Raw genomic sequence first — 24,569 nt, 5'->3', positions numbered from 1 at the left:
CAGCCGAGCATGGGCTCGGCTGTTGTCCCTGCAGAAGCAGCCGAGCATGGGCTCGGCTCTACACGAGCAAGCGCAGCGCGCGACCCGCTTTTGATCTTATTTTCTTCTTCGTGGGTGCAGGCCACCGAAATCTGTCGGAGGCCGGTCGGGTTGGGTGCGCGGGGGTGTCAGCCGCATGGATGCGGCTGCCAAGCCTCCAGGGACGGATTCACGGCGTCCCCCGCGCACCCAGCCCGACCGGCCCACCCACGGCTTTTGCTTTCCACGACCAACCAGACACCACCCACGAGGGGCTGCGCCGTTGGCTGGAAACTACCCGCGATGCCGGATCAACAACTGACTCATCAGCGCCCGCAGCGCCGGTGGCTTCACCGGCTTGGCCATCATTCCCCAGCCGCGCTCGGCGGCCATCTCACGCAATCCCGCATCGCGCTCTGCAGTGACCAGCACCACCGGCGGGCGTGCCTGCCACAACTCCGCCAGCGTCTCGTACAGCACCGGCCCGTGGTGATCGCCCATGCGCACATCCAGCAGCACCAGCTCCGGAACCGTCTCGGCACTGGCCAACTGCAGCGCCGCCTGTGGCCCATCGGCCAGCGCCACCTCGCAGCCCCAGCGCTCCAGCAGCGCACGGCTGGCCGCACACACGTGCGGATCGTCGTCGATCACCCACACCCGACGCCCACGCAGCGGGTTGTCCGCGCCCGGTTCCTGCGCCAGTACCGGCGCAGGCGCGGTGGCCGGAATCGCGCTGGCTTCGCCGAACGGTACGCCTACCGCGAACACGCTGCCCCGGCCCAGCTGCGAGCGCAGCCGGATCGGATGGCCGAGGAGGCGGCCGATGCGGTCGACAATGGCCAGGCCAAGGCCGGCGCCGCGCTGCTGGCCGTCGTGCAGGCGTCGGAACTCCTCGAAGATCTCGCCCTGCAACGCGTCGGGAATACCCGGGCCCTGGTCGTGCACTTCGATCCACAGCAGTTCTTCACGGCGGCGGCAGCCAAGCAGCACGCGGCCGCGCTCGCTGTAGCGCAGTGCATTGGACAGGAAATTCTGCAGGATGCGGCGCAGCAGCGCTTCGTCGCTGACCACCACGGCATGGGTATTGACCCAGTCCACCACCAGCCCACGTGACTGCGCGGCGATGCCGAACTCGCGCGCCAGCGTCTGCAGCAGGGGGCCCAGCCGGAACGCCTGTACGCGGGTGGGCAGGCTGCCTGATTCCAGCCGCGCGATATCCAGCAGGCTGTTGAGGATCGCGTCCTGCGCCGCCAGCGCGGCATCGATATGATCGGCAGTCTGCTGCTGCGCCGGGTCGCCCAGCTTGCCGCGCAGCACTGAGACGAACATGCGCGCAGCGTTGAGCGGCTGCAGCAGGTCGTGCACCGCCGAGGCGACGAAGCGGGTCTTGTAGCGGTTGGCCTGCTCGGCCTCGCGCCGCGCCTCGTCCAGGTCGCGGGTGCGTTCGGCGATGCGGTGTTCCAGCGCATCGGCCAGCGAGCGTAGTTCGCGCGCAGCGTTCTTGTAGCTGGTGATGTCCGCATAGCTGGTGACGAAGCCGCCGTCGGGCAGCGGATTGCCGCGGATCTCCAGCACCGTGCCGTCGTCCTTTTCGCTCTCGCGCATGTGCGGGCGGCCACTGCGCAGGTGGTTCAGGCGGCGCTCGATGGCCTCGTCCACCGGGCCGGGACCGAGCAGGCCACGACGGGCATTGAAACGGAACAGTTCCTCGATCGGCCGGCCCACGCGCACCAGGTCTGCCGGGAACCGGAACAGTTCCAGATAGCGCGAATTCCACGCGACCAGGCGCAGGTCGCGGTCGATCACCACCACACCCTGCGGCAGGTGTTCGAGGCTGCGGCTGAGACCACTGTCGGCGTCGGTGGCGGCCTGCAGCAGGCCATCCTGTGCGGTGCGCAGCTCCTGTGCGTGCTGCTTGAGCAGGGTTTCCAGTTCGCGGCGGCTGCGCAGGCGATGCTTGGCCAGGCGCCTGCGCTGCTGCACGAACAGCACCAGGAAGCCCAAGGCCAGCCACGCGGCACCGCCGGTCAGGGCGGCCGCGCGACCTGCTGCAGTAGCGGCGCCGGCGTCGTGCAGCAGGTGCAGGTTCCAGCCTTCGGCGGGCAGCGCCAGGCTTTGCCACAGCATCGGCTGCGGCAGCGCAGGATCCAGCAGCCGCACCATGCGGCCGCCATCGGACAGCACGTCTTCGGTACGTGCACGCAAGGGCTGCAGGGCACGGTCGGCGTACTGACGGGCATCGAGCATTTCGCGGCGCTCACCGGCACGCAGCGGACGCAGCAGCCGGTAGCGCCAGCTGTCCCGGTTGGCCAGGAACACGACGTCATGGTCGTCGCTGGCCAGCACCACGTCCGGGCTGCTCAACCATTCCTGTTCCAGCGCGGACAGCTCGACCTTGATCACCACCACGCCGAGCCGCTTGCCGTCATCCTCGATGGCCTGCGAAAGGTAATAGCCGGGCACGCCGGTGGTCATGCCGATGCCGTAGAAGCGACCACGGCCCTGCGCCAGCGCCTGGCGGTAGTAGGGGCGGTAGCTGTAGTTCTCGCCGACGTTGCTGGTCGGTTGGTCCCAGTTGCTGGCCGCCACCGCCACACCATCGTGGCCGACCAGGGTCAGGGTCGAGGCCCGGGTGACTTCATTGGCACGTTGCAGCTTGAGGTTCAGTCGCTGCCGTTCGCCGGGCGAGGGCGGCACACGCAGTGCGTGCAGCAGATCCGGATCCAGCGCCATGACCTGCGGCAAGGTGCCGAAGCGGTCGATGCGCTGTTGCAGGCCCTGGCCATACAGTTGCAGCTGGCGTTGCACCTGGCTGCTTTCGTCGCCGAGCGCGCGCCGCCAGGCGTAATGGCCAGCGGCGACCGCGCACAGCACGGTGCCACCGACCATCACCAGGATGGTCAGCAACAGCATCCGGTGGCGGCTGAGCCAATACATGGCGGCAGTCTACGCAGGGCCGGCGGGCGTGGCGTGCACGCCCGCCGGGGTCTGACGTGGAAGGGGTCAGAAGTGCATCTGCGCGCGCAGTTCGAAGATCTCCGGCGTGCTGTGCACGCCACGACGGCTGGCGTCGACCTTCACGTAGTTGGCCTGGAACTTGAAGTGGCTGGTCAGGTACCAGTTCGCACCCAACGTCAGGTCGTGCTGGCGGCCACCCAGGATGTCACCATCGTCGAGGTCCAGGCGGCTGTAACGCGCCACCAGTTCGACCGCACCGTAGTTGTGCGCCGGCTTGATGTTGGCCACCGCGCCGGCGTTGTACGGCCGCGATTCGCCGGTCAGCACCCAGCTGGCCATCGCGTACTGGCCGCTGCCGGTGAAGTCGGGCTTGCCGTCATGGCGGGTGACCGTGGCACGCAGCGCTTCGGCCTGCAGCGAGAACGGGCCGCGGATCCAGATGCCTTCCAGGCCGGTGCGGCGGATCTGGTCGGCGGTGACCAGCGCGCCGGAATCGACGTAGCGGATGTCGGTCAGGCCGGCTTCCGGGCGCGCGCGCAGGCGGGCGCTGGCCTCGTGGTGCACGTCGCGGCCATCGCTGTAGCCGCGTGGGTTCTCCTGCGAGTAGGCCAGGCCCAGGTGGATAACGTCACCCGGTGCCTTCACCGGCGTCCACACCGCACGCACCGCCTGGGTGGTTCCGGGGTTGTCGCCCTGCAGGTCCTTGCCGCCATAGGCGCCTGCCTGCAGCAGGTACTGCGGGCGCTCCAGCACCCATTCCACACCGGTACGGCGGCCTTCGTAGAAGGCCTGCACCGGCAGCGAGGTTTCCAGGAAACTGCCGGCACGCGATGAGGTGTTCGCATCCAGGCCGACCGGCGTCTTCATGTAGCCGAAGCGGAAGCGGCCGACGTCACGGCCGAAGAAGGCCTTGCTCTCGAAGCGCACGAACACGTCCAGCCAGGTATCGGCCTGGAAGTCGTAGTAGACCATCGCGTCGTAGACGCCCTTCTTCTTCAGCGTCGCACCGAATTCCTTGCGGCGCATGGCGTCGTCGTCCTCGAGGCCACTGGCCGAGGAAAAGTCGTTGTAGTCGTAGGCGATGTTGGCGGTAGCGGCCAACTCGGTGCCGTCGCCGAAGGTGTATTTTGTCGGCCAGTTGTCGAAATCGGCAGCCGAAGCGAAGGCGGGAAGGGCGGCCAGCGACAGGGCCAGCAAGGTGGGATTCGGGCGCATGTAGGGTGCGGCTCTCTCAGATTGCGTGTGGACAGGACATCAACGGCCGCAGGGGCCGAAACTTTCGCAGGGACATGCCCAGCCGTTCAGCCCGGGCCACCGGCCTTCCCGTTTCCGGGCGGTGCGGCGCCAGTGTAGGCACCTGTGCCACCTGAACCGGGGGGCTAGTACCAATAGGTTATCTGCGCCGACGTGCCTGGCGCGTACAAAGGCGTCCATTGGTCGCACCCCCTGTGCGTGCAGTACAGGGCCTGCGATCAGTTTCCACGGTAACGGCTCCCGTGCAGTCCCGGGGCCGTACGTGCCTGAAAACGCCCCTTCCGGAGTCCGCCATGCACATCCCGACCGCAGCACCGGTGCCTGCAAAGCCGTTGCCGATCTATCGCCAGCTGTACTTCCAGGTGATCGTGGCGATCGTCCTGGGTGCCATCCTCGGCCATTACGAGCCACTGGTCGGCGAGAAGATGAAGCCGCTCGGCGATGCCTTCATCAACCTGGTGAAGATGATCATCGCGCCGGTGATCTTCCTCACCATCGTCACCGGCATCGCCAGCATGACCCACCTGCGCACGGTGGGCCGGGTGTTCGCCAAGGCGATGGCGTACTTCCTGTTCTTCTCCACGCTGGCGCTGATTGTCGGCATGATCGTGGCGCACGTGGTACAGCCCGGCGCGGGCATGAACATCAACCCGGCCGAGCTGGACCAGACCGCAGTGCACAGCTACGTCGAGAAGTCGCATGACCTGACCCTGGTCGGCTTCCTGATGGACATCATCCCGAAGACACTGATCAGCGCGTTCGTCGATGGCAACATCCTGCAGGTGTTGTTCGTGGCCGTGCTGTTCGGCATCGCGCTGGCATCAGTGGGCGAGAAGGGCAAGCCGATCGTGAACTTCCTGGAGGCGCTGGTCGCCCCGGTGTTCAAGCTGGTGAACATCCTGATGAAGGCCGCCCCGATCGGTGCCTTCGGTGCGATCGCCTTCACCATCGGCAAGTACGGCGTCGGCTCGCTGATCAACCTGGCCTGGCTGGTGGGCTCGTTCTACCTCACCGCGTTCCTGTTCGTGGCGGTGATCCTCGGTGTGGTCTGCCGCCTGTGCGGCTTCTCGGTGTTCAAGCTGGCGCGCTACCTGAAGGCCGAACTGCTGCTGGTGCTCGGCACCTCCTCGTCGGAGTCGGCGCTGCCGTCGCTGATGGAGAAGATGGAACGCGCCGGCTGCAGCAAGTCGGTGGTGGGCCTGGTGGTCCCGACCGGCTACTCGTTCAACCTGGACGGCACCAACATCTACATGACCCTGGCGGCACTGTTCATCGCCCAGGCCACCAACACCGAACTGACCCTGGGCCACCAGATCGCCCTGCTGCTGGTCGCCATGCTCAGCTCCAAGGGCGCGGCCGGTGTCACCGGCGCCGGTTTCATCACCCTGGCCGCTACCCTGGCCGTGGTGCCGGAGGTGCCGGTGGCTGGCATGGCGCTGATCCTGGGCGTGGACCGGTTCATGAGCGAATGCCGCTCGCTGACCAATTTCATCGGCAATGCGGTGGCCACCGTGGTGGTCTCGCGCTGGGAAGGCGCGCTGGACCGCAACCGCCTGCAGCTGGCGCTGGATGGCCGCGAGAGCGAACTGCCGCCGCCGGTCGATGCGCTGCCCGAGGCGCTGCCGGCCAAGGGCTGATCCAGGTGTGTGGTACCGCGGGGCCGATCACGTCAGTGGTACGGCCCCGCGGCGTTTCAGGGCGTCCCATGGCTGTCATGGGCAGCGCCGAAGCTTGTATCGCGGTACCGTCGCATACGGCACGGAATTGTGCGGTCGCAGCATGCTTGCGACAGGATAGCGACAGGTCCGGACGCTCCAACGGGGGTATCATCCCCTGTCCCTTCTGCCCATTCATGTAACCCACATCGATGTCCAACGAAGATTTCAAACAGGCCGCCCTCGATTACCACCGGATGTCCCCGCCGGGAAAGATCAAGGTTTCCGCTACCAAGCCCATGCTGACCCAGCGCGACCTGTCGCTGGCGTATTCGCCGGGCGTGGCGTACGCCTGTGAAGCGATCAAGGCCGACCCGCAGCAGGCCAGCGAGCTGACCGCCCGCGGCAACCTGGTGGCGGTGATCTCCAACGGCACCGCGGTGCTGGGCCTGGGCAACATCGGCGCGCTGGCCGGCAAGCCGGTGATGGAAGGCAAGGGCGTGCTGTTCCAGAAGTTCGCCGGCATCGATGTGTTCGACATCGAAGTGGATGAGACCGACCCGGACAAGCTGGTCGACATCATCGCCTCGCTGGAACCGACCTTCGGCGGCATCAACCTGGAGGACATCAAGGCGCCGGAATGCTTCGTGGTCGAGCGCAAGCTGCGCGAGCGCATGAAGATCCCGGTGTTCCATGACGACCAGCACGGCACGGCGATCATCGTCGGCGCGGCCGTGCTCAACGCGATGGCGATCACCGGCAAGAAGATCGAGGACGTGAAGCTGGCGACCACGGGCATGGGCGCGGCCGGCATTTCCTGCGTGAACATGCTGGTGCAGCTGGGCCTGAAGCCGGAGAACATCCTGGCCTTCGATCGCGAGGGCGTGATCCACACCGGTCGTACCGACCTGGACCCGGAAAAGCAGCGCTATGCGCGTGACACCGACAAGCGCACCCTGGCCGAGATCGTCGACGGCGCGGACATCTTCCTGGGCCTGTCGGCACCGGGCATCCTGACTGCCGACATGGTCAAGACCATGGCGCCGGATCCGGTGATCTTCGCGCTGGCCAACCCGACCCCGGAAATCATGCCGGAGGTGGCGCGCGCTGCGCGTCCGGACGCGATCATCGGCACCGGCCGTTCGGACTACCCGAACCAGGTCAACAACGTGCTGTGCTTCCCGTATCTGTTCCGTGGTGCGCTGGACGTGGGTGCGACCGCGATCAACGAGGAAATGAAGATCGCCTGCGTGCGTGCCATCGCCGCGCTGGCGCGCCGCGCGGCCACCGACATGGGCTCGGCCTACGGCGGCGAGACCCCGAGCTTCGGCCGTGAATACCTGATCCCGCGTCCGTTCGACCGCCGCCTGCTGGTGGAACTGTCGGCCGCCGTGGCCCAGGCCGCGATGGATTCGGGCGTGGCCTCGCGCCCGATCGAGGACATGGGCGCCTACCGCGACAAGCTGGCCCAGTTCGTCTACCGCACCAGCCTGATGATGAAGCCGGTGTACGACCGCGCGCGCAGCGACAAGCAGCGCGTGGTGTACGCCGAGGGCGAAGAGGAAGTGGTGCTGCAGGCGGTGCAGAACGTGGTCGATGACGGCCTGGCGCATCCGATCCTGATCGGCCGCCCGGAAGTGATCGAGTCGCGCATCGAGCGCCTCGGCCTGCGCCTGAAGATCGGCGAGAACGTTGAAGTCACCAACATCAACGACGACCCGCGCTTCAACGAATACTGGCAGTACTACCACGGCCTGACCGGCCGTCGTGGCGTGACCGTGGCCGCGGCGAAGAACCTGATGCGTTCGCGCCCGACCCTGATCGCAGCGGTGATGGTCGCCCGTGGCGAAGCCGATGCGATGCTGACCGGCATCGTCGGCCGCTTCCACAAGAAGCTGGGCTACGTGCGCAGCGTGCTGCCGCTGGAGCCGAAGGTCACCTCGACCTCGGCGATGACCGGCGTGATCAACCAGCAGGGCGTGTTCTTCTTCGTGGACACCCACGTGCAGGAAGACCCGACCGCCGAGCAGCTGTGCGAGGCGACCCTGCAGGCGGCCTATCGCATGAAGCTGTTCGGCATCGAGCCGAAGGTGGCGCTGCTGTCGCACTCCAACTTCGGCAGCCATGATTCGAAGGATGCGCTGAAGATGCGCCAGGTGCGCGAGCTGCTGCTCAAGCGCAACCCGCGCCTGAACGTGGATGGCGAAATGCAGGGCGACACCGCATGGGATGAAGCGCTGCGCCAGAAGCTGCTGCCGGGCTCGACCCTGCAGGGCCGCGCCAACCTGTTCGTGCTGCCGAACCTGGAAGCGGCCAACATCGCCTACAACCTGGTGCGCGTGTTCACCGACGGCGTGGCGATCGGCCCGATCCTGATGGGCGTGAACAAGCCGGTGCACATCCTGACCACCAGCGCGACCTCGCGCCGGATCCTGAACATGACCGCCATTGCGGCGGTCGATGCGCAGATCCGCAAGCAGATCGAAGCGGAAAAGAAGGCGTAAGCCTTCGTTCCGCTGCGATCTGCAGAAACGCGCCCTTCGGGGCGCGTTTCGTTTCCGCCCAGCGGAAACCGGATCGGGTAGCGCCGGGCCATGCCCGGCGAAATGCGAGAAGCGCCGCGCTGCGCGCTCGCCGGGCATGGCCCGGCGCTACCCGATGAATTGCAGTCCGGCGGTCATTTCCCTGCAACGCCGCTGCGGCCCAATACGCCCACGCGGCCCGGCCGTGGGAAGGGACCGGACCGGCCTTCCCACCCTGGGCCCGACCAACTTCCCATCGGCGAGGGTGTCATGCGCAATCGAGTGACGCGGCGGTACTTCCAGCAGCTGTTCGCGCTGTACGCCGGTTTCGTGCAGTCGCGCTGAGGCGCCGGCGACAGCGTAGGCGTCAGCGCCGCTTGCCGCGGCGTGCAGGGGCCGGCGACGGAGCGTCGGAACGCGGCTTGGCGTACTGCGCCCACAGCGCCGGCAGTGCCTTGCCGGTGTGCTTCTGCCACAGCGCCGGTGCATAGCGGCCGTCGCGCAGGGCCTTGTCCAGTGCCAGCACCAGGCCTGGATGTTCGGCGTCGGCCCATTTCAGGAACGCACCGGTGACACGGTAGCCGCTGTCGAAGTTCTGCCCCTTCTCGACCTTGCCCGGCAGTGCCCAGCCCGCGGCGGCATTGTCCATGCCGTAGCGGTCGCGTGCGTAGTCGGCGATGCCCTCCACCAGCCAACCCGGCACCCGTGCGTCGCCATAGCCCGGATAGCCCTGCACGATGTGCATGGCCTCATGGGTGACCAGGTCGATGTCGTTGGGGTGCTGCGCCAGCCAACCCGGGTTGATGGTGATCGTTGCGGCCTGGTCCTTGTCACCGACGAAGGCGATCCCGGTGTAGGCCGGGTCGATCACGATGCGCACCATCGACGGCGCGGCCGGGTGGAAGTCCGCACGTTCGCGCAGGTAGGCGAAGTAGAACGTATCGATCACCCGCTTGCGCTGCGGCGCGGCCAGGGCGCCACGGGCGTCCTGGTAGTTCAGCGTCACGCCGTCGCGGGTCAGCTGCGCATCAAAGGCCTGGGTCTGGCCGAAGCTGGAGAAGGAAAGGGCAACAAGGGCCAGAGGCAGCAGACGGTAGCGCATGGGGCTCATTGTACGGCGCTGGGCGCCAACAGTTCGATCTCCGCCAGCGGCAGCCGGCCCGGTGCGGCCAGGCGCAGCCGATACTCGCTGTAACGACCGGGTTTGGCGATGCGGAACGGTCGGGTCTGGCGGGCAGACTCGAAGGCTTCGCCGCTGCGCTGGTCGAGCACGATCCAGCGGCCGTTGCCACTGCGCGCTTCCAGCGTCCATTCGCCGCCCTGGATGCGGCCGTCACCGCTGGTGAGCGTGTACATGGTCGGCACGCCGTCGCCCAGGCCGGTCAGTGCGATGGTTGCGCCGCCGCCCAGGCCGACGGTCGTGGCGGCATCGTCGTCGACCAGCGCTGGCAGGGCGCGACCATCGGCCAGCGTCGCCTTGGCGCCACTGCCGAGCAGGTCGTGCAGCAGCTGCGGGCGCTGGCCCCGCGCGGTCAGCGAGCGCGGCACATCGTCCACGCCGCTGCCCCAGCGCGACGGCTGCGGCCCCATCACGAAGTCCAGCGTCGCGCCCTTGGCGATCAGCTCGTGCGGCACCCAGGTCTTCGTCCACGGCTTGCCATTGATCTTCAGCGACTGCACGTAGACGTTCTCGCGTGAGTTGTTGGCCGCGTTCACGGTCAGCACCGCACCGCCCTGCAGTTCCACCCTCGCATGTTCGAACGCCGGTGAACCGATCACGTACTCCGGGGCGCCCATGCGCAGTGGATACAGGCCCAGCGAGGCCAGCACGTACCACGCGGAGGTCTCGCCGTTGTCCTCGTCGCCCGGATAGCCCTGACCGATCTCGCTGCCCACATACAGCCGCGACAGGATCTCGCGCACGTGCTGCTGGGTCTTCCACGGCTGCCCGGCGTACAGGTACATCCATGGGATGTGGTGTGCCGGCTGGTTGCTGTGCGCGTACATGCCCATGCGCACATCGCGCGCTTCGGTCATCTCGTGGATGGTGCCGCCGTAGGATCCGGCAAACGCGGGGTCGGCGGTTTCCGGGGTGGAGAAGAAGGCATCCAGCTTCGCTGCCAGCTTGTCACGGCCACCATAGAGCGCGGCGAGTCCTTCGCCATCGTGGGCGGCGGTGAAGGCGAAGGTCCAGCCATTGGATTCGGTGTAGTCGTGGCCCCACACGCGCGGGTCGTAGGCCTTGGCGTCCACGCGCCACTGGCCATCGGCCTTGCGGCCCTGGAAGAAGCCGGCGGCCGGATCGAACATCGTCGCGTAGCTGGCGGCGCGATGGCGGAAGTAGTCGGCCTCGGTGCTGTAGCGCTCGCGCGCGGCCGGCGTGGTCGCGCGCTTGGCCAGGGCCTCGGCCATGTTGGCGATGCCGAAGTCATTCAGTGCGCCTTCCATCGTCCACGACATGCCTTCGTGCACGTCCGCGCTGGCGTAGCCACGGAAGGTCGAGCGGTCCATGCCCTTGCGGCCGACATGGCGGTCGGGGGGGACCACGGTCGCGTTCTTCAGCGCGGCGGCGTAGGCCTCGGCCGGATCGAAGCCGCCGATGCCCTTCAGCCACGCATCGGCGAAGGCCACGTCCGAGCTGGTACCGACCATCAGGTCGGCGTAACCCGGCGACGACCAGCGCGCGATCCAGCCGCCGGCGCGGTACTGCTCGATGAAGCCCTGCACCAGCTGGCCGGCATCGTCGGGCGTGAACAGCGCATAGGCCGGCCAGGTGGTGCGGAAGGTGTCCCAGAAGCCGTTGTTGACGAATACCTTGCCGTCGCGCACGGCGGCGTAGCTGCGGGTCGCGCTGCCCTCGGTGTTGTCATCGCTGGCGCTGGCCTGGTTGGCGTAGCGCCACTCCGGTGCGGCGGCGCTGCCCACGTTCTCATGGCCGGAATTCGGGTACAGGAACAGCCGGTACAGGCTGGAATACAGCGTGGTCTTCTGGTCGTCGCTGGCATCGCCGATGTCGAAGCGGGCCAGGCGTGCGTCCCATGCATCCTGCGCACGGCCGGACACGCTTTCCAGCGTGTCGGCCGCGGCGATTTCCAGCGCCAGGTTGTGACGCGCCTGTTCCACCGAGATCAGCGAGGTGGCGATACGCATCGTCACCTGCCGGTCGCTGCCGGCATTGAACTTGATGTAACCGGTCGGGCGGCCGGTGTCCAGGCGGCCGCTGCTGCGCCACGGCTTGTCGAAGCTGGCCACCACGTACATGCGGCTGGCGCCGTTGGACAGGCCGCTGCGCGTATCGGTGTAGCCGCTGAGGGTCTGCGTGGCCGTGTCCAGGGTCAGGCCACCACGCGCATCGACATTGTCGAACAGCAGGTTGGCGTCGCCGCCCTCGGGGAACTCGAAGCGGAACAGCGCGGCATGGTCGGTCGGTGCGATGGCAGCAGCGATGCCATTGTCGAAGCGCACGTCGTAGCGGTAGGGGCGCGCGCTTTCATGACGGCGGTCGAACGACAGCGCGCGCTTGCGGCGGTCGGCATCCGGCACGCCACGGCTGGCCGAGGGCATCACCTGGAAGGTCTGGCGGTCGCCCATCCACGGGCTGGGCTGGTGGCTCAGTGCCAGTGCCTGCAGCTGCGGGCGGTTCTGCGCATCGTTCTGTTCGTTCCAGCGGTACAGCCAGTTCAGTGCGCCGGCGTCGGTCACCGGGGTCCAGAAGTTGAACCCGTGCGGCACCGCCGTGGCCGGGAAATTGTTGCCGCGCGAGAAGGTGCCGTTGGCCTGGGTGCCGCGGGTGGTCAGCACCCAGTCGGAGACGCGCTGCGGCCGCTGCCGCGGTTGGGCATCCAGGCGCACGTCATCAATCCAGCCAGAGACCGGCGCGCCCTCGGCGCTGGCCACCTCCAGCTCGATCGCCACCACGCGGCGGCCCTTCAGCGTGGGCACGTCGCCCAGCCGCACCGCCTTGCGGGCCCACTGTTGCGGGTACAGCGTCTTCGATTCGCCCTGCGCCCGCGCGCCGATCGCCACGCCATGCTGGTCGCGTGCCGCACCGGCCGAAACGCGGCTGCCATCGTCCAGCAGCAGGTCCAGCGATACATAGGTCGAGGCGACGGTGTCCTTGCCGACGATTTCCGGCAGCACCAGCCACGACAGCGTGGTATCGGCCTCGATGGGCAGGTCGGCCTTGAACAGTTCGCGCCGCGCGCTGCCGCCTTCGCTGCTGTAGCGCAGCGCATGCAGGCCGCTGTAGCCGGCGTTGCGCTTGGCGGCGTAGGGCGCGGCCGGTCCATTGCCGATCGTGACCTGAAGCGCACCGGTGGCCTGCGCCGGGGCAGGTTCGCCCGGTTCGAACGAGGTCTGCAGCCCCTGCGCCAGCACCGGCATCGCAGGGGTCGCACAGGCCAGGGCCAGGGCGAGCGGAAGCAGGGCGCGGCGCGGATCGGACAGGGTCATGCAAGGGTCTCCCGGAAGGGCTGGCGGCGGGCGAACCCGCATCGGCGGACACCACGGACAGCATCGCTCCGCCCGCCAGGCTGGCAGTGGAAGAGGCGATGCCGGTCCGGTGGGGGCGGGCCATGCGATCGGGTTGGATTGGGTGGGTCGAGGTGCGACCTGGCCCGATCCTGCAACAGCCGCCGCGCGCTGGCAAGTGCCATTTAGTTCGATCCAAATGCGGGAAATATCGCTGGAGTCGATTCTGGCGAGCGAACCTGCCGGAACGACCGCGAAATCCCCGGAATCGCCGCCGCCCGGCGTGCGGCGGGGAGATGCGAGGCATCGGCGGCGGCGTGCAAAGGCCCGTTGCGGGGCAATGTCGTTGCGGCCCAGATGCTAGAATCACGGGCCTCGCAACCCGTTCACCGAATCCGCCATGAGCCATACCGCCACCGCGCCCGCCAACGCCGAGAAGCGCTACACCGTGCACCGCAGCGATCTGCCGTTGAGCTGCCCGACCCCGGAAATGGCGCTGTGGAACTCGCATCCGCGCGTGTACCTGCCGATCGAGGACGAGCCCAACGGCGAAGCGCAGTGCCCCTACTGCGGGTCCGTGTTCGTGCTGGCCGACTAAACGGCGGCCCCTTCGATGCGCCGATTGACCGTGGTGCAGTTGCTGCCGGCGCTGCACTCCGGTGGTGTCGAGCGCTCGACCCTGGAAATCGCTGCGGCCCTGGTTGCCGCCGGCCATCGCGCGCTGGTGGTGTCTGCCGGCGGCCGCCTGGTGCAGCCGCTGCTGGACAGCGGTGCCGAGCACCTCACCCTGGATATCGGCCGCAAGTCGCTGCTGACCCTGCGCCATCTGCCGACCCTGCGCCGGCTGTTTGCCGAAGTTGGTGCGGACATCGTGCATGCCCGTTCGCGGCTGCCGGCCTGGTTGGGCCTGTACGCGATCCGCGCCATGCCCGCCGCACAGCGCCCGCATTGGGTGACCACCGTGCACGGGTTGAACTCGCCCAGCCGCTACAGCGCGGTGATGACCAGTGGCGAACGCGTGATCTGCGTGTCCAACACCGTGCGTGCCTACGTGCAACGCCATTACCCGACGGTGCCGGAAGAAAAACTGCGGGTCGTACCGAGAGGTGTCGACGTCAACCAGTTCCCGCGCGTGGCGCGCGCCGACCGCCGTCCGCGGCTGGCCCTGGCGGCCGACTACCCGTGGCTGGCGCAGGTTGAGGGCCCGCTGCTGCTGCTGCCGGGGCGCGGCACCCGACTGAAGGGCCACGCCCACGCGCTGCAGCTGCTGGCCGACGTGCGTGCCGCCGGCGTGCCTGCCCAGCTGTGGATGCTGGGCACCGACGAACCCGGGCGCGAGGCCTACGTGGCTGGCCTGCGCCGCCAGGCCGCGGCGCTGGGCGTGGCCGAGGCCGTACAGATCAGCACGCCTACCGTCCGCATCGCCCAGGCCTACGCCGCCAGCGATCTGGTGCTGCAGCTGTCGGACAAGCCGGAAGCCTTTGGCCGCACCGTGCTCGAGGCGCTGTCGGTCGGCCGCCCGGTGCTGGGCTGGGACCACGGTGGCGTCGGCGAACTGCTGCAGCAGCTGCAGCCCAGCGGTGCGGTGCCGCTGGGCGACGCGCACGCGCTGGGTGAACGTGCGCTGGCCCTGCTGGCGCAGCCGCCGTCCCTGCCGACCCGCATCCCGTTTACCCTGCAGGCCATGCAGCGCGACACCCTCCGCCTCTATGCCGATCTCGCCGGCTGACCCCGCTGCCATCGTGCGCGACGACCGTGCCGGGCGCTGGGCGCCCTGGTGGGTGCTGGCGTACGTGGCGATGTGGCCGCTGCCGGGCATTGCCGAAACCGTGCTGGGCCTTGGCGCGGTCTATGCTGCCGCGCGCATGGTGATGCGCCGGCTGCAGCGCCGCCCGCACCTGTTGAGCACGGCGGCGTGGGCGCTGACCTCGATCCTGTTCCTCGGCTACTGGCTGCCGCAGGCGTTTTCGGCCATCGATGCGATCGACCCTTCGGCCTCGTGGACCAAGGCGGCCGCCGGACTGCGCTACCTGCCCTTCATGTGGCTGGTGGCGATCGCGGTGGCCACGCCGGAACGGCGGCGCTTGACCTTCGGTGGCCTGGCGCTGATCACCGGCGTGTGGACGCTGGACGCGCTGGTGCAGGCGCTGGCTGGCACCAGCCCGTGGTTCTGGTCGCTGGAACACCTGAAGCTGGCCGTGAGTGGCCAGGCGCTGTGCCCGGCCGACGAAGCCGCACTGGCCGACCGCCTCAGTGGCGCGCTTGGGCCCTGCAATCTGAAATTCGGCCAGGTGCTGGCCAGCCTGTCACCGTTCCTGCTGCTGCCGATGGCGCGGCGTTTCGGCAATGCAGGGTGGTTGCTCGCCGCTGCGACACTGGGGTGCGTGCTGCTGCTGGCAGGTTCCCGCGCCTCGTGGATCACCTTTGTGCTGGTGCTGGCCTACAGCGGCGTGCGCCAGTTCGGCTGGAAGCGGCTGCTGCTGCTGGCCCTGGTGGCAGCGCTGGGTACGGCCGCACTGACAGCGGGCGTGCCGCAGCTGCGTGAGCGTGTCGCGCGCACGGCGCAGGCATGGAACGAAGACGGGCAGGGCGTTGACGAGGCCCTTTCGGGGCGCGCGCGCATCTGGACCGCGGCGGTGTGCATGATCGAGGAGCATCCGGTCAACGGTGTCGGTGCGCGCGGCTTCCGCGATGCGTATCCGGCCTGCGTGTCAGATGAGGGCCCCGCCGTGTGGGGCAACCAACCGGCGTTGCACGCCCACCAGATCGTGCTGGAAATCCTTGCCGAGACCGGCGTTCTGGGCCTGCTGCTGTGGTTGGCGGCGGTGGCGCAGGCCTGGCGGGCCTGGCGCTATGCCCCGGCGGCTGCACGTGATCGCGCCCGGCCGGCGATGCTGGCGCTGGCGGTCACGGTGTTCCCGCTCAATACGCACCTGGCGTTCTATTCGGCTTTCTGGGGTGGCCTGACGGTGCTGCTGGCTGCGTTGTTCGCCGGCAGCCTGCTGGCGCGGGACGCGGGCGACACGCCGACGGTGGTCTGATCGTCCATCCACGCATGGCGCGGCTCTACTGCATGTACCGAACGGAGCGTGCTTTGGTAGATCCACGCCATGCGTGGATGGAGCATTCCCGACGCGAATACCGGTCAACCACCACTACCGGTGTTTCCATGCGTATCGCACGCTGGAGGCATGGCCAGCCCCAGACTTCGCTACGGTCGGTATTCCCGATCCGGCAACGTGTACTCATTGACCACAGCAACCCTCGGCCGCGAACCGTTGTTCGCCGATGCGGCAAACGTTGCGATCCTTATCGACACACTGCGCTTCGTAGAGCGCAAGGGCTTCAGCCATAGCCTCGCCTGGGTGGTCATGCCCGACCATCTGCACTGGCTGATGGAGCTGCGCGGAGGAACCCTGGCCGAGTGTATGGCCCTGCTCAAATCACGCAGCAGCCGTCTGTTGAACCGGCGATTGGAGCGACAAGGGCCGCTGTGGCAGCGCGGTTACCACGATCACGCCGTACGCAGCGATGAATCCCTTCATGAGAAGGCGATGTACATCATGGCCAATCCGGTCCGTGCGGGCCTGGCCAGCAAGTTGGGTGAGTACCCGCACGCATGGTGCCGTTGGCCGTTGTAGGTGCCGCCATCCGGATGTAGAGCATCCACGCATGGCGTGGATCTACTTCAGAATGCTCCGCGTCATCAAATCCACGCCATGCGTGGATGAAACCCTCCCGCCGCACCGCTATTTGTAGAAATCACTCCGGCCGCCGGGCTGGCGCTTGAAGCGGCGGTGGATCCACAGGTACTGGTCGGGAGCCTCTCGCACCATCGCTTCGATGGCCTGGTTGACCCGGGTGGTATCGGCTTCCACATCCTCGCTGGGGAAGTTCTCCAGCGGCGCGCCGATCTTCAGGAAGTACTTTCCGCCTTCGCGCCGGTGGAAGTACGGAATCACCGCACAGCCGGTCATGCGCGCCAGCTGATGGGTGGCGGTGATGGTCGAAGCGGTGTGGCCGAAGAACGGCACGAATACCGTGTCCTTGCCTCGCATGTCCTGGTCTGGCGCGTACCAGAGGAAACCGCCCTTCTTCAGGTGGCGCACGGTCGCGCGGATGTCCTCGTTGGCGAACATCGCCTTGGCATAGCGCAGGCGGCCGAACTTGACCGCCCACTCGTACACCGGGTTCTTGTGCTTGCGGTACATGCCGGAAAGATCGACGTAGTCGCACAGCAGGCGGCCGCACATCTCCAGGGTCATGAAGTGGCCGGAGACCAGCAGGACGCCGCGGCCTTCGGCCTGCATCTGCCGCAGGTGTTCCAGGCCTTCGACCCGTACCTGCGGGCGGATGCTGTCGATGCTGCCCCACCAGGCGCGGATGCACTCGAACACGCCGACGCCCAGCGCATCGAAACTGTCGCGCACCAGGCGCTGCCGCCACGCTTCGTCCTTCTCGGGGAAGCACAGCTGCAGGTTGACCTCGGCGGCGCGGCGGCGGCTGCCGAGCAGGCGCCAGGTGATCCAGCCGACGCCCCGGCCCAGCGCGCGCTGCAGCATCCACGGCAGGCGGGCGATGGCGAAGGCGCCGAACATGGCGGCGAACATCGGCCAGTTGCGCGGATCGCGCAGCGACGGGCGGACGGCGGTGGAGGCATCTGACATGGGGCCATTCTACCAAGGCGGCCGCGTGTCTTTCCCGGGGGGCTCCCGTATCCTTGCCGCATGCGTAAAGACCCTGTCGAATGGATCCTGCGCGGCCTGTACTCGGTCGTGCTCTATATCCTGCTGCCGATCACCGTGTACCACCTGGTCTGGCGCGGTTTCCGGGTCCGTGAGTACTTCCGGCGCTGGGACGAACGCTACGCCTCCTATCCGCAGCCGACCGGCCAGCCACGGGTGTGGCTGCACGCGGTCTCGGTGGGCGAGGTCAATGCCGCCGCGCCGCTGGTCAATGCCCTGCGCCAGCAGCGCCCGGACATCCGCTGGGTCATCACCACCATCACTCCGACCGGCTCCGAGCGCGTGCGTGCGCTCTGGGGCGACGCGCTGGACCATGTCTACCTGCCCTACGACGTGCCGGGCAGCGTCAACCGCTTCCTCGGCCATTTCCAGCCCAGCCTGGCGCTGATCCTGGAAACCGAGTTGTGGCCGAACATGCTGTTCGGCTGCCGTGACCGTGGTGTTCCGGTCTACATCCTCAATGCCCGGTTGTCGGCGCGTTCGCTGCGCGGCTACCGGCTGCTGGCCGCATTGATCCGCCGCGCCCTGCGCACCGTCACCTGCGTGGCCGCGCAGTCGCAGGACGATGCCGAGCGCTTCGTGCAGCTGGGGGCGGAGCCCGGCCAGGTGCAGGCACTGGGCAACCTGAAGTTCGACATCACCACGCCGGACGTGCAGGGCTTCGTCGAACAGTTCCATGCACGGGTGCCGGGCGCGCGCCCGGTATGGATCGCCGCCAGTACCCATGACGGCGAAGAGCAGGCGGTGATCGACCTGCACCGCCGCCTGCGCCAGCAGCATCCGGATCTGCTGCTGCTGTGGGCACCGCGCCATCCCGAACGTTTCCCCAAGGTGGAAGCACTGGCGCGCGAACAGGGCTGGAGCGTGGCGACCCGCCGCGTGGACCAGTGGCCGCACGCCGCCACAGACGTGTTCGTCATCGATACCCTCGGCGAGCTGATGCCGTTCTACGCCTGCGCCCAGGTCGCCTTCGTCGGCGGCAGCCTGCAGGCCATCGGTGGCCACAACCTGCTGGAGCCCGCTGCGATGGGAACCGCGGCGGTGACCGGCCCGCACCTGCACAACTTCGCGGAAATCTCCCGGCGCATGCGCGAGGCCGGTGCGCTGCTGATCGGCGAAGATGCGCAGGCGGTGGGCGACCTGCTGCAGCATCTGCTTGAAGATGCGCAGGCCCGCGAAGACATGGCGCGTGCGGGCTGCACGTTGGTCAGCAATGGCCGTGGCGCGCTGCAGCGCACGCTTGCGCTGGTCGCACCGCACCTGCCACCGCCACGCGAGTGATCCCGGCGTTGCGGCGTCGGCGGCGCTGCGCTGCGTTGTCGTGATCAACTTCATCAATTCTGCTTAGCGACGATTTTTCTGTCGTTGCTGGACCGACCCTGCCGATGGCAGCGTGCCTGCCATCACATCGTGGTGCACGCAGCACCGATTCCGATTCCGCAGGACGACGCAGGCTGCCAGCCTGCTGTCGACCGCGCTTGGGCGGATATCAAGGGAACTTGCGATGGACGGCGACAGGGGCAGGGACGGCACCGGTGGGGCGCGCTTGGGGATGGACCACCTGGCTGTGGTGGCACTGACGCTGCTGGTGGGCGGCAGCGTGATCGCGCTGGTGGGCCAGCACACGGCGGCACAGGCTGGCCCGGCCATCGTACTGAGCCTGTTGCTGGCCGCACTGGGGGCTGGCCTGGTGCTGTGCTGCCTGCAGGATCTGGTGCTGCGACTGCCGGCGGCCGATGGCCTGTACGGGCTGCTGGCCGCCAGCTGGGGGCCACGGGTGGCCGTCGTTCTGGGCACGATCCTGTTGCTTGAGCTGACGGCGACCACGGCGGGCGCGGCACAGTCCATGGCCCGCCATGTACATGCGATGCTGGCTACCGGAGGCCTCCATGCCAACGACTGGCTGCCCGTGCAGATAGCGGCGGCCGTGGGCCTGCTGACGTTGAGCGCGCTCGCGTTGCTGCCGCCGCGGGGTGTGGCCCTGGCGGGCCTGTGCGCTGCTGACGGTGAAGATCGGTGTGGGGGTGTTGCTGCTGGCGCTGGCGGCACGTCACGTGCACTACGGGCATTGGATTCCCTGGCTGCCTCCGGCGACCGCGCCGTATCGCTTCGGGCTGGGGGGCGTGCTGGCGGCTGGGGTGCCGCTGCTGGGCATATTTGCCAGCGTGGGCCTGGCACTGGGCTTTCCTGCGCTGCGCCGCCAGGGCGCGATGTGGCAGCCGGCGGTGCTGGCGCTGGTCTCGTTGCTGGCGATGCTGCTGCTGATCGTGCTGGCAGCATTGCAGGCCGGGCTGGTCGAGTTTTCCGCGCTCGCCAGTACCCGGCCACTGGCGGTGGCGCTGCAGGTGCACCCCGAGCTGCAGTGGATGCTGCCATTGTTGCCCCTGGCCGGGGCAGCGGGCCTGGCCGCCCTGCAGTTGGTGCTGCTGATGCTGGCCGTCCGGTTGGCCACATCGTTGTGGCTCCGCGCAGCTGACGCGGCGGGACGATCCCGCACGCGCCTGAGCGCAATGGTGGTTGCGCTGCCGGCGGTGATGCTGGTGTTGTGGCTGCCGCAGGGCACCTTGCCGGCGCTGCCGGGTCCGGCAACGCTGGCGGTGATGGCGGCGCTGTGCCTGGCGGTGCTGCGGCGGCGTCGGGATGACACCCGGCAAGGCGCAGCCGGCTGCGGGCTGATGATGTCGATGCTGGCCCCTTTGGCAGCCGCGCTGTGCGTGCTTGCGGCGTTGGAACGCCTGCGCGCATGGCCGGGCTGACGGTTCGTGGGGCCACGCCGGGGGGGGGGCGCGTGTGTGGATGCAGCACCTGCAAAAAAGCCACCCTCGCGGGTGGCTTTTTCGTTGCAGGGGCGGCGACTCAGCGCGTGGTCGTGGCCGGGTTGCCCGCGTCCTGGGTCAGCAGCCGATTGATGTCCTGCAGTTCGGCCACGTCCAGCGCACCCAGCGACTGGCTCAGTAGCAGGCGGTTCTGCAGGAAGGTGTAGCGGGCCTGGGCATAGTCCAGCTGCGCCGAGAACAGGATGCGCTGGTTCTGGATCACATCCAGCACGGTACGGGTACCGACTTCCAGGCCCACCTGCGAGGCGTCGTACGCGCTCTGCGCCGAAACCACCGCCAGGCGGCGGGCTTCCACTTCGCTGATGCCCTGCACCAGGGTCTGGTAGGCATTGCGGGTATTGCGATCCAGGGCACGCTTCTGCTGCTCGTAGCCGTCCTGGGCGATGTCACGCTGCGCCAGCGCCTGGCGCACGCCGGACTGGGTGGCACCACCGGAGAAGATCGGCACGCTCAGGGTCAGGCCGATGCTGTTGGTGCGCGCATCCGGCGACAGCGAGCCGGCACCGGTGCTGTCGCCCCAGGTGGCGCTCTTGCCCCAGCTGCCGCCCAGCGACAGGGTCGGGTAATGACCACCACGGGCAGCCTGCACGCCGGCTTCGGCGGCACTGACCTTCAGCTCCTGCGCCTTCAGCGCCGGATTCTGGGTGGTGGCCTGCTGCACCAGCTCGTCGATGTTGCCGCGGTTGGCCGGCACTTCCGGGCGGAAGTCCGCCGGCAGGCCACGCAGGTTGGTCACCGGCTGGCCGGTCAGTTCGGTCAGGGCCTGGTAGTTATCGGCCAGGGTGTTCTGCGCGATGATGGTGTTGGCGCGCGCCTGGTCGTACTGGGCGCGTGCTTCGTGCACGTCGGTGATCGGCGCCAGGCCCACTTCCAGGCGCTTGTCGGCGAAGTCGAACTGCTTCTTCGCGGCCGCTTCATTGGTCTGTGCGGCGTTCAGCGATTCGATCGCCACCAGCACATTGAAGTAGGCCGCCGAGGTGCGCACGATCAGGTTGTCGTTGGCCGATTCGAGGGTGAAGTCCGCCGCCTTGCTCAGCTCACGCTGCGAGCGCAGGTTGTTGATCTGGGTCCAGTTGAACAGCGTCTGGCTGCCGTCGATCGTGTAGGTGCGGCGCTTGTTGGTGAACGAGCCGGAGTTGGCGTCGGCGTTCGGCTCGCTGCGCGTGCGGTTCAGCGCGGCCTGGCCGTTGATCTGCGGCAGCAGGGCGGCACGCGCCTGCACGGCGCCTTCCTTGTCGTACAGCCGGGTCGATTCGGCGGCCGACAGCTGCGGATCGCCGTTGCGGGCCATTTCGTAGACCTGCAGCAGGTCGGCGGCATGGGCGGACAACGGCAGCAGGGCAGTGGCCAGCGCAACAGCGAGGGATCGGCGGATCATTGCGGCTTCCTTGGACTCAGAGGTGGAACTGGGGGGCCGGGGCGGCACCACGCAGGTAATCGATATCGGTCTCGAACAGGGACTCGGAGCTACCGTCGGCCTTGACCAGCAGGGCCTCCATCGCCGGCGAGCGGCCGTGGATCACGAACAGGCGGCCACCCGGACGCAGCCACGAGGCGAACTGTGACGGCACCACGTCGACCGCACCAGTGACACAGATCACGTCAAAGCGGCGTTCGGTCTGCCAGGACAGGGCATCGGCCACTTCCACGCGGACGTTGGTGCCCAGGCCGGAGGCGTCCAGGCGGGCACGCGCAGCGGCGGCCAGCTCCGGGTCGATTTCCAAGCTCAGCACATCGCGCGCCAGCGCGCCGATGCAGGCCGACAGGAAGCCGCTGCCCGTGCCGATTTCCAGCACTTCGTCACCCGGCTGCAGGTCCAGTGCCTGCAGGGTACGGCCCTCGATGACCGGCTTCATCATCTTCTGGCCGTGGCCGATCGGCAGTTCGACATCGGCGTAGGCCAGTGCCCGGTGCGCGTCGGCGACAAAGGCCTCGCGCGGCAGGCGGGCCAGGACGTCGAGCACCTTGATGTCCAGCACGTCCCAGGGACGGATCTGCTGTTCCACCATCAGTTCGCGGGCGTGGGCGTAATCAATCGTCATGAGGTTCAAATCCAGCGCAGTGGGCCGGCCATTTTACCGGTGCCGGAGGCCGGCGGCGCGCCCAGAGCATCAGCTGCCGGGGGCCGGGGTCGCAGTGCCGGAAGTCATCGCGACCTCCGGTTCGTTCAGTTTTGGTTATTCAGCCGTTCCGGCCCCTCGCGGCGCGTAGGCGCGCAGGAAGAAGTCGATGCTGGCGGTCACGTGGGCAAGAGGGTCGCATTCCACGGGTGACAGTGGCATGCCGCACATCATATGCATGTGCACTTCGCCCTTGACCAGGGTCAGGAACTGCTCGCCGGCCAGAGCACAGTCGGGGATATCCAGTTCGCCACGTTCGGCGCGGGCACGCAGGAAATCGGCCAGGGCCTCGCAGGTACGCTCGGGGCCGGCTTTCCAGAACAGCGCGCGCAGGCGTTCGTCGGTCTCCGGCGCCATCATCATGCGCTGGATCGAGATCGCCGCGTCGGAGGTGATCAGCTCGAAGAAGGCCAGGCCGATACCGATCAGCTGGTCGCGCAGCGGGCCGTCCGCGTCGGCTACGAACAGCGCGTCGGGCAGCATTTCAATGCACTTTGACTGCACCGCCTCGGAGAACAGCGTCTCCTTGTCGCCGAAGTGGCTGTACACAGTCAGCTTCGAGACGCCGGCCTGAGCGGCGATGGTGTCCATGCTCACGCCGGTATAGCCCTGTTCGATGAACAGTGCCTTGGCTGCTTCAAGGATCGCCGCGCGCTTGCCGAGGTCCTTGGGGCGCCCAGGTCCGGCGGCCTTGGCAGCGGGCTTGGCCGACGGCTTGCGGGAAATGTGGGAACTCATCGCGACAATACTAGACCAAGCGGTTCGATATTTATACTATACCGGCCGGTTTATTAAATTGGGCCGGCAGTCGCGGCTCCTCCCTTAGTTGCAACCCTGCGTTTTCAGGACGTTGACCGATGAAGATCGTGCGCTGGATGGGCGGTATGGTGTGGATGGCTGCGCTGGCAGCCTGTTCGGGGCAGGAACAGGCGCCACCGGCGGCCGTACCGGTGCTGGTGGTTCACCCCGGCGAGCAGGCCGGGCAGGCGCCGGCGGCGTTCCCGGGCACGGTGCGTGCGCGACAGGAAAGCCCGCTGTCGTTCCGCGTTGGCGGCAACCTGGTCAAGCGCCACGTCGATGCCGGGCAACGGGTGAAGAAGGGCGACGTGCTGGCCGAGCTGGACGTGGCCGACTTCGCGCTGCAGGCCCGTGCCTCGCAGGCGCAGCTGGCGGCAGCCGAAGCCGATCTGGTGCGCGCCCGCGATGACCTCAAGCGTTACCAGGTGCTGGCCGACCAGCAGCTGGTCAGCCGCTCGCAGCTGGACCAGCAGTCCGCCGCGTTCAAGGCCGCGCAGGGCCAGGCCAACGCCGCCCGCGCCAACCTCGATGTGTTGCGCAACCAGGCCGGCTACGCACAGCTGCGCGCGCCAGCCGACGGTGTGATCGCCAGCCGCGAGGCCGAGGCCGGGCAGGTGGTGTCCGCCGGGCAGACCATCTTCAACCTGGCTGCCGACGGTGGCCGCGAAGTGCTGATCGACCTGCCCGAGGCCACCATCCGCGACTATGCGGTGGGCCAGCCGGTCGAGGTGGAGTTGTGGAACCGCCCCGGCCAGCGCCTGCCGGGCACGATCCGGGAGATTGCCGCCGCTGCCGATCCGCAGGCTCGCACCTATGCGACCCGGGTCAGCCTGCCGGCCGATGCGCTGGCCGACGTCGAACTGGGCCAGAGTGCCCGCGTCTACAGCAGCGCCGGTCGCCACGGCACCCTGCAGCTGCCGCTCGGCGCGCTGCAGCGCGGTGTCAACGGTGCCGCCAGCGTATGGGTGGTCGATCCAGCCAACAGCACGCTGAGGGCCGCAACGGTTACCACCGGTGTGTTTGGCAGCGAGACGGTACCGGTACTGTCGGGCGTGAGCGGGGGGGACTGGGTAGTTGCTGCGGGTGGCCACCTGCTGCGGGCCGGTCAGCCGGTGATCGCCGTGGACCGGCAGAACCGTCCCGTGCTGAAGCCGGCTACGCCGGCCGCTGCCGCCAAGGCCAGGGAGTAAGC

The 24,569-nt window shown here is 68.0% G+C and carries 16 protein-coding genes and 1 pseudogene; 9 read left to right on the top strand and 8 right to left on the bottom strand.

Translation table 11 applies throughout. The features are described 5' to 3' along the window. Positions 1–312: 312 nt before the first annotated feature. Together ACM0PK_RS04735 and ACM0PK_RS04730 are read right to left on the bottom strand one after the other, a co-directional pair. The gene (locus ACM0PK_RS04735; protein WP_414607441.1) at positions 313–2,955 is read right to left on the bottom strand and encodes a hybrid sensor histidine kinase/response regulator; all 2,643 of its coding nucleotides are present in this window, start codon (positions 2,953–2,955) and stop codon (positions 313–315) included. A 66-nt stretch (positions 2,956–3,021) separates the two neighbouring features. Beyond that, a complete protein-coding gene (locus ACM0PK_RS04730; protein WP_134968454.1) occupies positions 3,022–4,191 on the bottom strand; it encodes an OprO/OprP family phosphate-selective porin in 1,170 nt (389 codons plus the stop codon). Positions 4,192–4,523: 332 nt separating this feature from the next. Here ACM0PK_RS04730 and ACM0PK_RS04725 point away from each other — a divergent pair, with 332 nt between their 5' ends. Continuing rightward, positions 4,524–5,867 (top strand): dicarboxylate/amino acid:cation symporter, encoded by a 1,344-nt coding sequence (locus tag ACM0PK_RS04725; RefSeq protein WP_414607442.1) that lies wholly within the window; start codon positions 4,524–4,526, stop codon positions 5,865–5,867. A gap of 230 nt (positions 5,868–6,097) precedes the next feature. Further along, positions 6,098–8,389: an NADP-dependent malic enzyme gene (locus ACM0PK_RS04720; protein ID WP_012481213.1), complete on the top strand. Its 2,292-nt coding sequence runs from the start codon at positions 6,098–6,100 to the stop codon at positions 8,387–8,389. Between the two features lie 385 nt (positions 8,390–8,774). Here the strand turns inward: ACM0PK_RS04720 and ACM0PK_RS04715 are convergent, their stop codons facing one another. Further along, on the bottom strand, positions 8,775–9,518 hold the full coding sequence (locus tag ACM0PK_RS04715) for a basic secretory protein-like protein (protein WP_414607443.1): 744 nt from the start codon (positions 9,516–9,518) through the stop codon (positions 8,775–8,777). After that, positions 9,515–12,859 carry a GH92 family glycosyl hydrolase gene (locus ACM0PK_RS04710; RefSeq protein ID WP_414607444.1) on the bottom strand — a complete coding sequence of 1,115 codons (3,345 nt, stop codon included), beginning with the start codon at positions 12,857–12,859 and terminating at the stop codon, positions 9,515–9,517. The genes ACM0PK_RS04715 and ACM0PK_RS04710 overlap by 4 nt, the downstream gene beginning before the upstream one ends. A gap of 418 nt (positions 12,860–13,277) precedes the next feature. Between ACM0PK_RS04710 and ACM0PK_RS04705 the strand changes: the two genes are divergently transcribed. From ACM0PK_RS04705 to ACM0PK_RS04690, 4 genes are all read left to right on the top strand, one after another. Next, positions 13,278–13,475, top strand: coding sequence for a zinc-finger domain-containing protein (locus ACM0PK_RS04705; RefSeq protein ID WP_005410967.1), 198 nt, complete (start codon positions 13,278–13,280; stop codon positions 13,473–13,475). A 15-nt stretch (positions 13,476–13,490) separates the two neighbouring features. Continuing rightward, complete coding sequence (locus tag ACM0PK_RS04700) at positions 13,491–14,606, top strand: glycosyltransferase (RefSeq protein ID WP_061479571.1); 1,116 nt, start codon at positions 13,491–13,493, stop codon at positions 14,604–14,606. Next, entirely contained in the window at positions 14,587–15,918 is a 1,332-nt protein-coding gene (locus ACM0PK_RS04695; protein ID WP_134969511.1) for an O-antigen ligase family protein, read from the top strand. The genes ACM0PK_RS04700 and ACM0PK_RS04695 overlap by 20 nt, the downstream gene beginning before the upstream one ends. A 150-nt stretch (positions 15,919–16,068) precedes the next feature. Further along, positions 16,069–16,518, top strand: coding sequence for an REP-associated tyrosine transposase (locus ACM0PK_RS04690; RefSeq protein WP_414607445.1), 450 nt, complete (start codon positions 16,069–16,071; stop codon positions 16,516–16,518). A gap of 108 nt (positions 16,519–16,626) precedes the next feature. Here ACM0PK_RS04690 and ACM0PK_RS04685 read toward each other — a convergent pair whose 3' ends face one another. Beyond that, positions 16,627–17,544 (bottom strand): LpxL/LpxP family Kdo(2)-lipid IV(A) lauroyl/palmitoleoyl acyltransferase, encoded by a 918-nt coding sequence (locus ACM0PK_RS04685; protein ID WP_061479569.1) that lies wholly within the window; start codon positions 17,542–17,544, stop codon positions 16,627–16,629. 60 nt (positions 17,545–17,604) lie between these two features. On the opposite strand from ACM0PK_RS04685, the gene waaA reads away from it, so the two are divergent. Both waaA and ACM0PK_RS04675 read left to right on the top strand, forming a co-directional pair. Then, on the top strand, positions 17,605–18,903 hold the full coding sequence (gene waaA, locus ACM0PK_RS04680; RefSeq protein ID WP_065178339.1) for a lipid IV(A) 3-deoxy-D-manno-octulosonic acid transferase: 1,299 nt from the start codon (positions 17,605–17,607) through the stop codon (positions 18,901–18,903). A gap of 223 nt (positions 18,904–19,126) precedes the next feature. Beyond that, positions 19,127–20,378 (top strand): annotated as a pseudogene (locus ACM0PK_RS04675) (amino acid transporter). Between the two features lie 100 nt (positions 20,379–20,478). Here the strand turns inward: ACM0PK_RS04675 and ACM0PK_RS04670 are convergent. The 3 genes from ACM0PK_RS04670 to ACM0PK_RS04660 form a co-directional block, all read right to left on the bottom strand. Beyond that, complete coding sequence (locus ACM0PK_RS04670) at positions 20,479–21,837, bottom strand: TolC family outer membrane protein (RefSeq protein ID WP_414607446.1); 1,359 nt, start codon at positions 21,835–21,837, stop codon at positions 20,479–20,481. A gap of 16 nt (positions 21,838–21,853) precedes the next feature. Further along, positions 21,854–22,501 carry a protein-L-isoaspartate O-methyltransferase family protein gene (locus ACM0PK_RS04665; protein WP_014648346.1) on the bottom strand — a complete coding sequence of 216 codons (648 nt, stop codon included), beginning with the start codon at positions 22,499–22,501 and terminating at the stop codon, positions 21,854–21,856. 135 nt (positions 22,502–22,636) lie between these two features. Then, entirely contained in the window at positions 22,637–23,317 is a 681-nt protein-coding gene (locus tag ACM0PK_RS04660; RefSeq protein ID WP_005419125.1) for a TetR/AcrR family transcriptional regulator, read from the bottom strand. Between the two features lie 119 nt (positions 23,318–23,436). Here ACM0PK_RS04660 and ACM0PK_RS04655 point away from each other — a divergent pair, with 119 nt between their 5' ends. After that, positions 23,437–24,567, top strand: a complete 1,131-nt coding sequence (locus ACM0PK_RS04655) for an efflux RND transporter periplasmic adaptor subunit (RefSeq protein ID WP_088497410.1) — start codon at positions 23,437–23,439, stop codon at positions 24,565–24,567. The last annotated feature ends 2 nt before the right edge of the window (positions 24,568–24,569 follow it).

This window comes from Stenotrophomonas sp. FR010 (assembly GCF_047520755.2).
GTDB classification, from domain to species: domain Bacteria; phylum Pseudomonadota; class Gammaproteobacteria; order Xanthomonadales; family Xanthomonadaceae; genus Stenotrophomonas; species Stenotrophomonas sepilia.
The sequence above is the reverse complement of the archived record's forward strand: the minus strand, read 5'-3'. Positions and strand labels throughout refer to the sequence as shown.

Coding starts and splice junctions, on each gene's coding strand:
- ACM0PK_RS04735 (WP_414607441.1), bottom strand. CDS start 2,955: ATGTATTGGCTCAGCCGCCACCGGATGCTGTTGCTGACCATCCTGGTG.
- ACM0PK_RS04730 (WP_134968454.1), bottom strand. CDS start 4,191: ATGCGCCCGAATCCCACCTTGCTGGCCCTGTCGCTGGCCGCCCTTCCC.
- ACM0PK_RS04725 (WP_414607442.1), top strand. CDS start 4,524: ATGCACATCCCGACCGCAGCACCGGTGCCTGCAAAGCCGTTGCCGATC.
- ACM0PK_RS04720 (WP_012481213.1), top strand. CDS start 6,098: ATGTCCAACGAAGATTTCAAACAGGCCGCCCTCGATTACCACCGGATG.
- ACM0PK_RS04715 (WP_414607443.1), bottom strand. CDS start 9,518: ATGAGCCCCATGCGCTACCGTCTGCTGCCTCTGGCCCTTGTTGCCCTT.
- ACM0PK_RS04710 (WP_414607444.1), bottom strand. CDS start 12,859: ATGACCCTGTCCGATCCGCGCCGCGCCCTGCTTCCGCTCGCCCTGGCC.
- ACM0PK_RS04705 (WP_005410967.1), top strand. CDS start 13,278: ATGAGCCATACCGCCACCGCGCCCGCCAACGCCGAGAAGCGCTACACC.
- ACM0PK_RS04700 (WP_061479571.1), top strand. CDS start 13,491: ATGCGCCGATTGACCGTGGTGCAGTTGCTGCCGGCGCTGCACTCCGGT.
- ACM0PK_RS04695 (WP_134969511.1), top strand. CDS start 14,587: ATGCCGATCTCGCCGGCTGACCCCGCTGCCATCGTGCGCGACGACCGT.
- ACM0PK_RS04690 (WP_414607445.1), top strand. CDS start 16,069: ATGGCCAGCCCCAGACTTCGCTACGGTCGGTATTCCCGATCCGGCAAC.
- ACM0PK_RS04685 (WP_061479569.1), bottom strand. CDS start 17,544: ATGTCAGATGCCTCCACCGCCGTCCGCCCGTCGCTGCGCGATCCGCGC.
- waaA (WP_065178339.1), top strand. CDS start 17,605: ATGCGTAAAGACCCTGTCGAATGGATCCTGCGCGGCCTGTACTCGGTC.
- ACM0PK_RS04670 (WP_414607446.1), bottom strand. CDS start 21,837: ATGATCCGCCGATCCCTCGCTGTTGCGCTGGCCACTGCCCTGCTGCCG.
- ACM0PK_RS04665 (WP_014648346.1), bottom strand. CDS start 22,501: ATGACGATTGATTACGCCCACGCCCGCGAACTGATGGTGGAACAGCAG.
- ACM0PK_RS04660 (WP_005419125.1), bottom strand. CDS start 23,317: ATGAGTTCCCACATTTCCCGCAAGCCGTCGGCCAAGCCCGCTGCCAAG.
- ACM0PK_RS04655 (WP_088497410.1), top strand. CDS start 23,437: ATGAAGATCGTGCGCTGGATGGGCGGTATGGTGTGGATGGCTGCGCTG.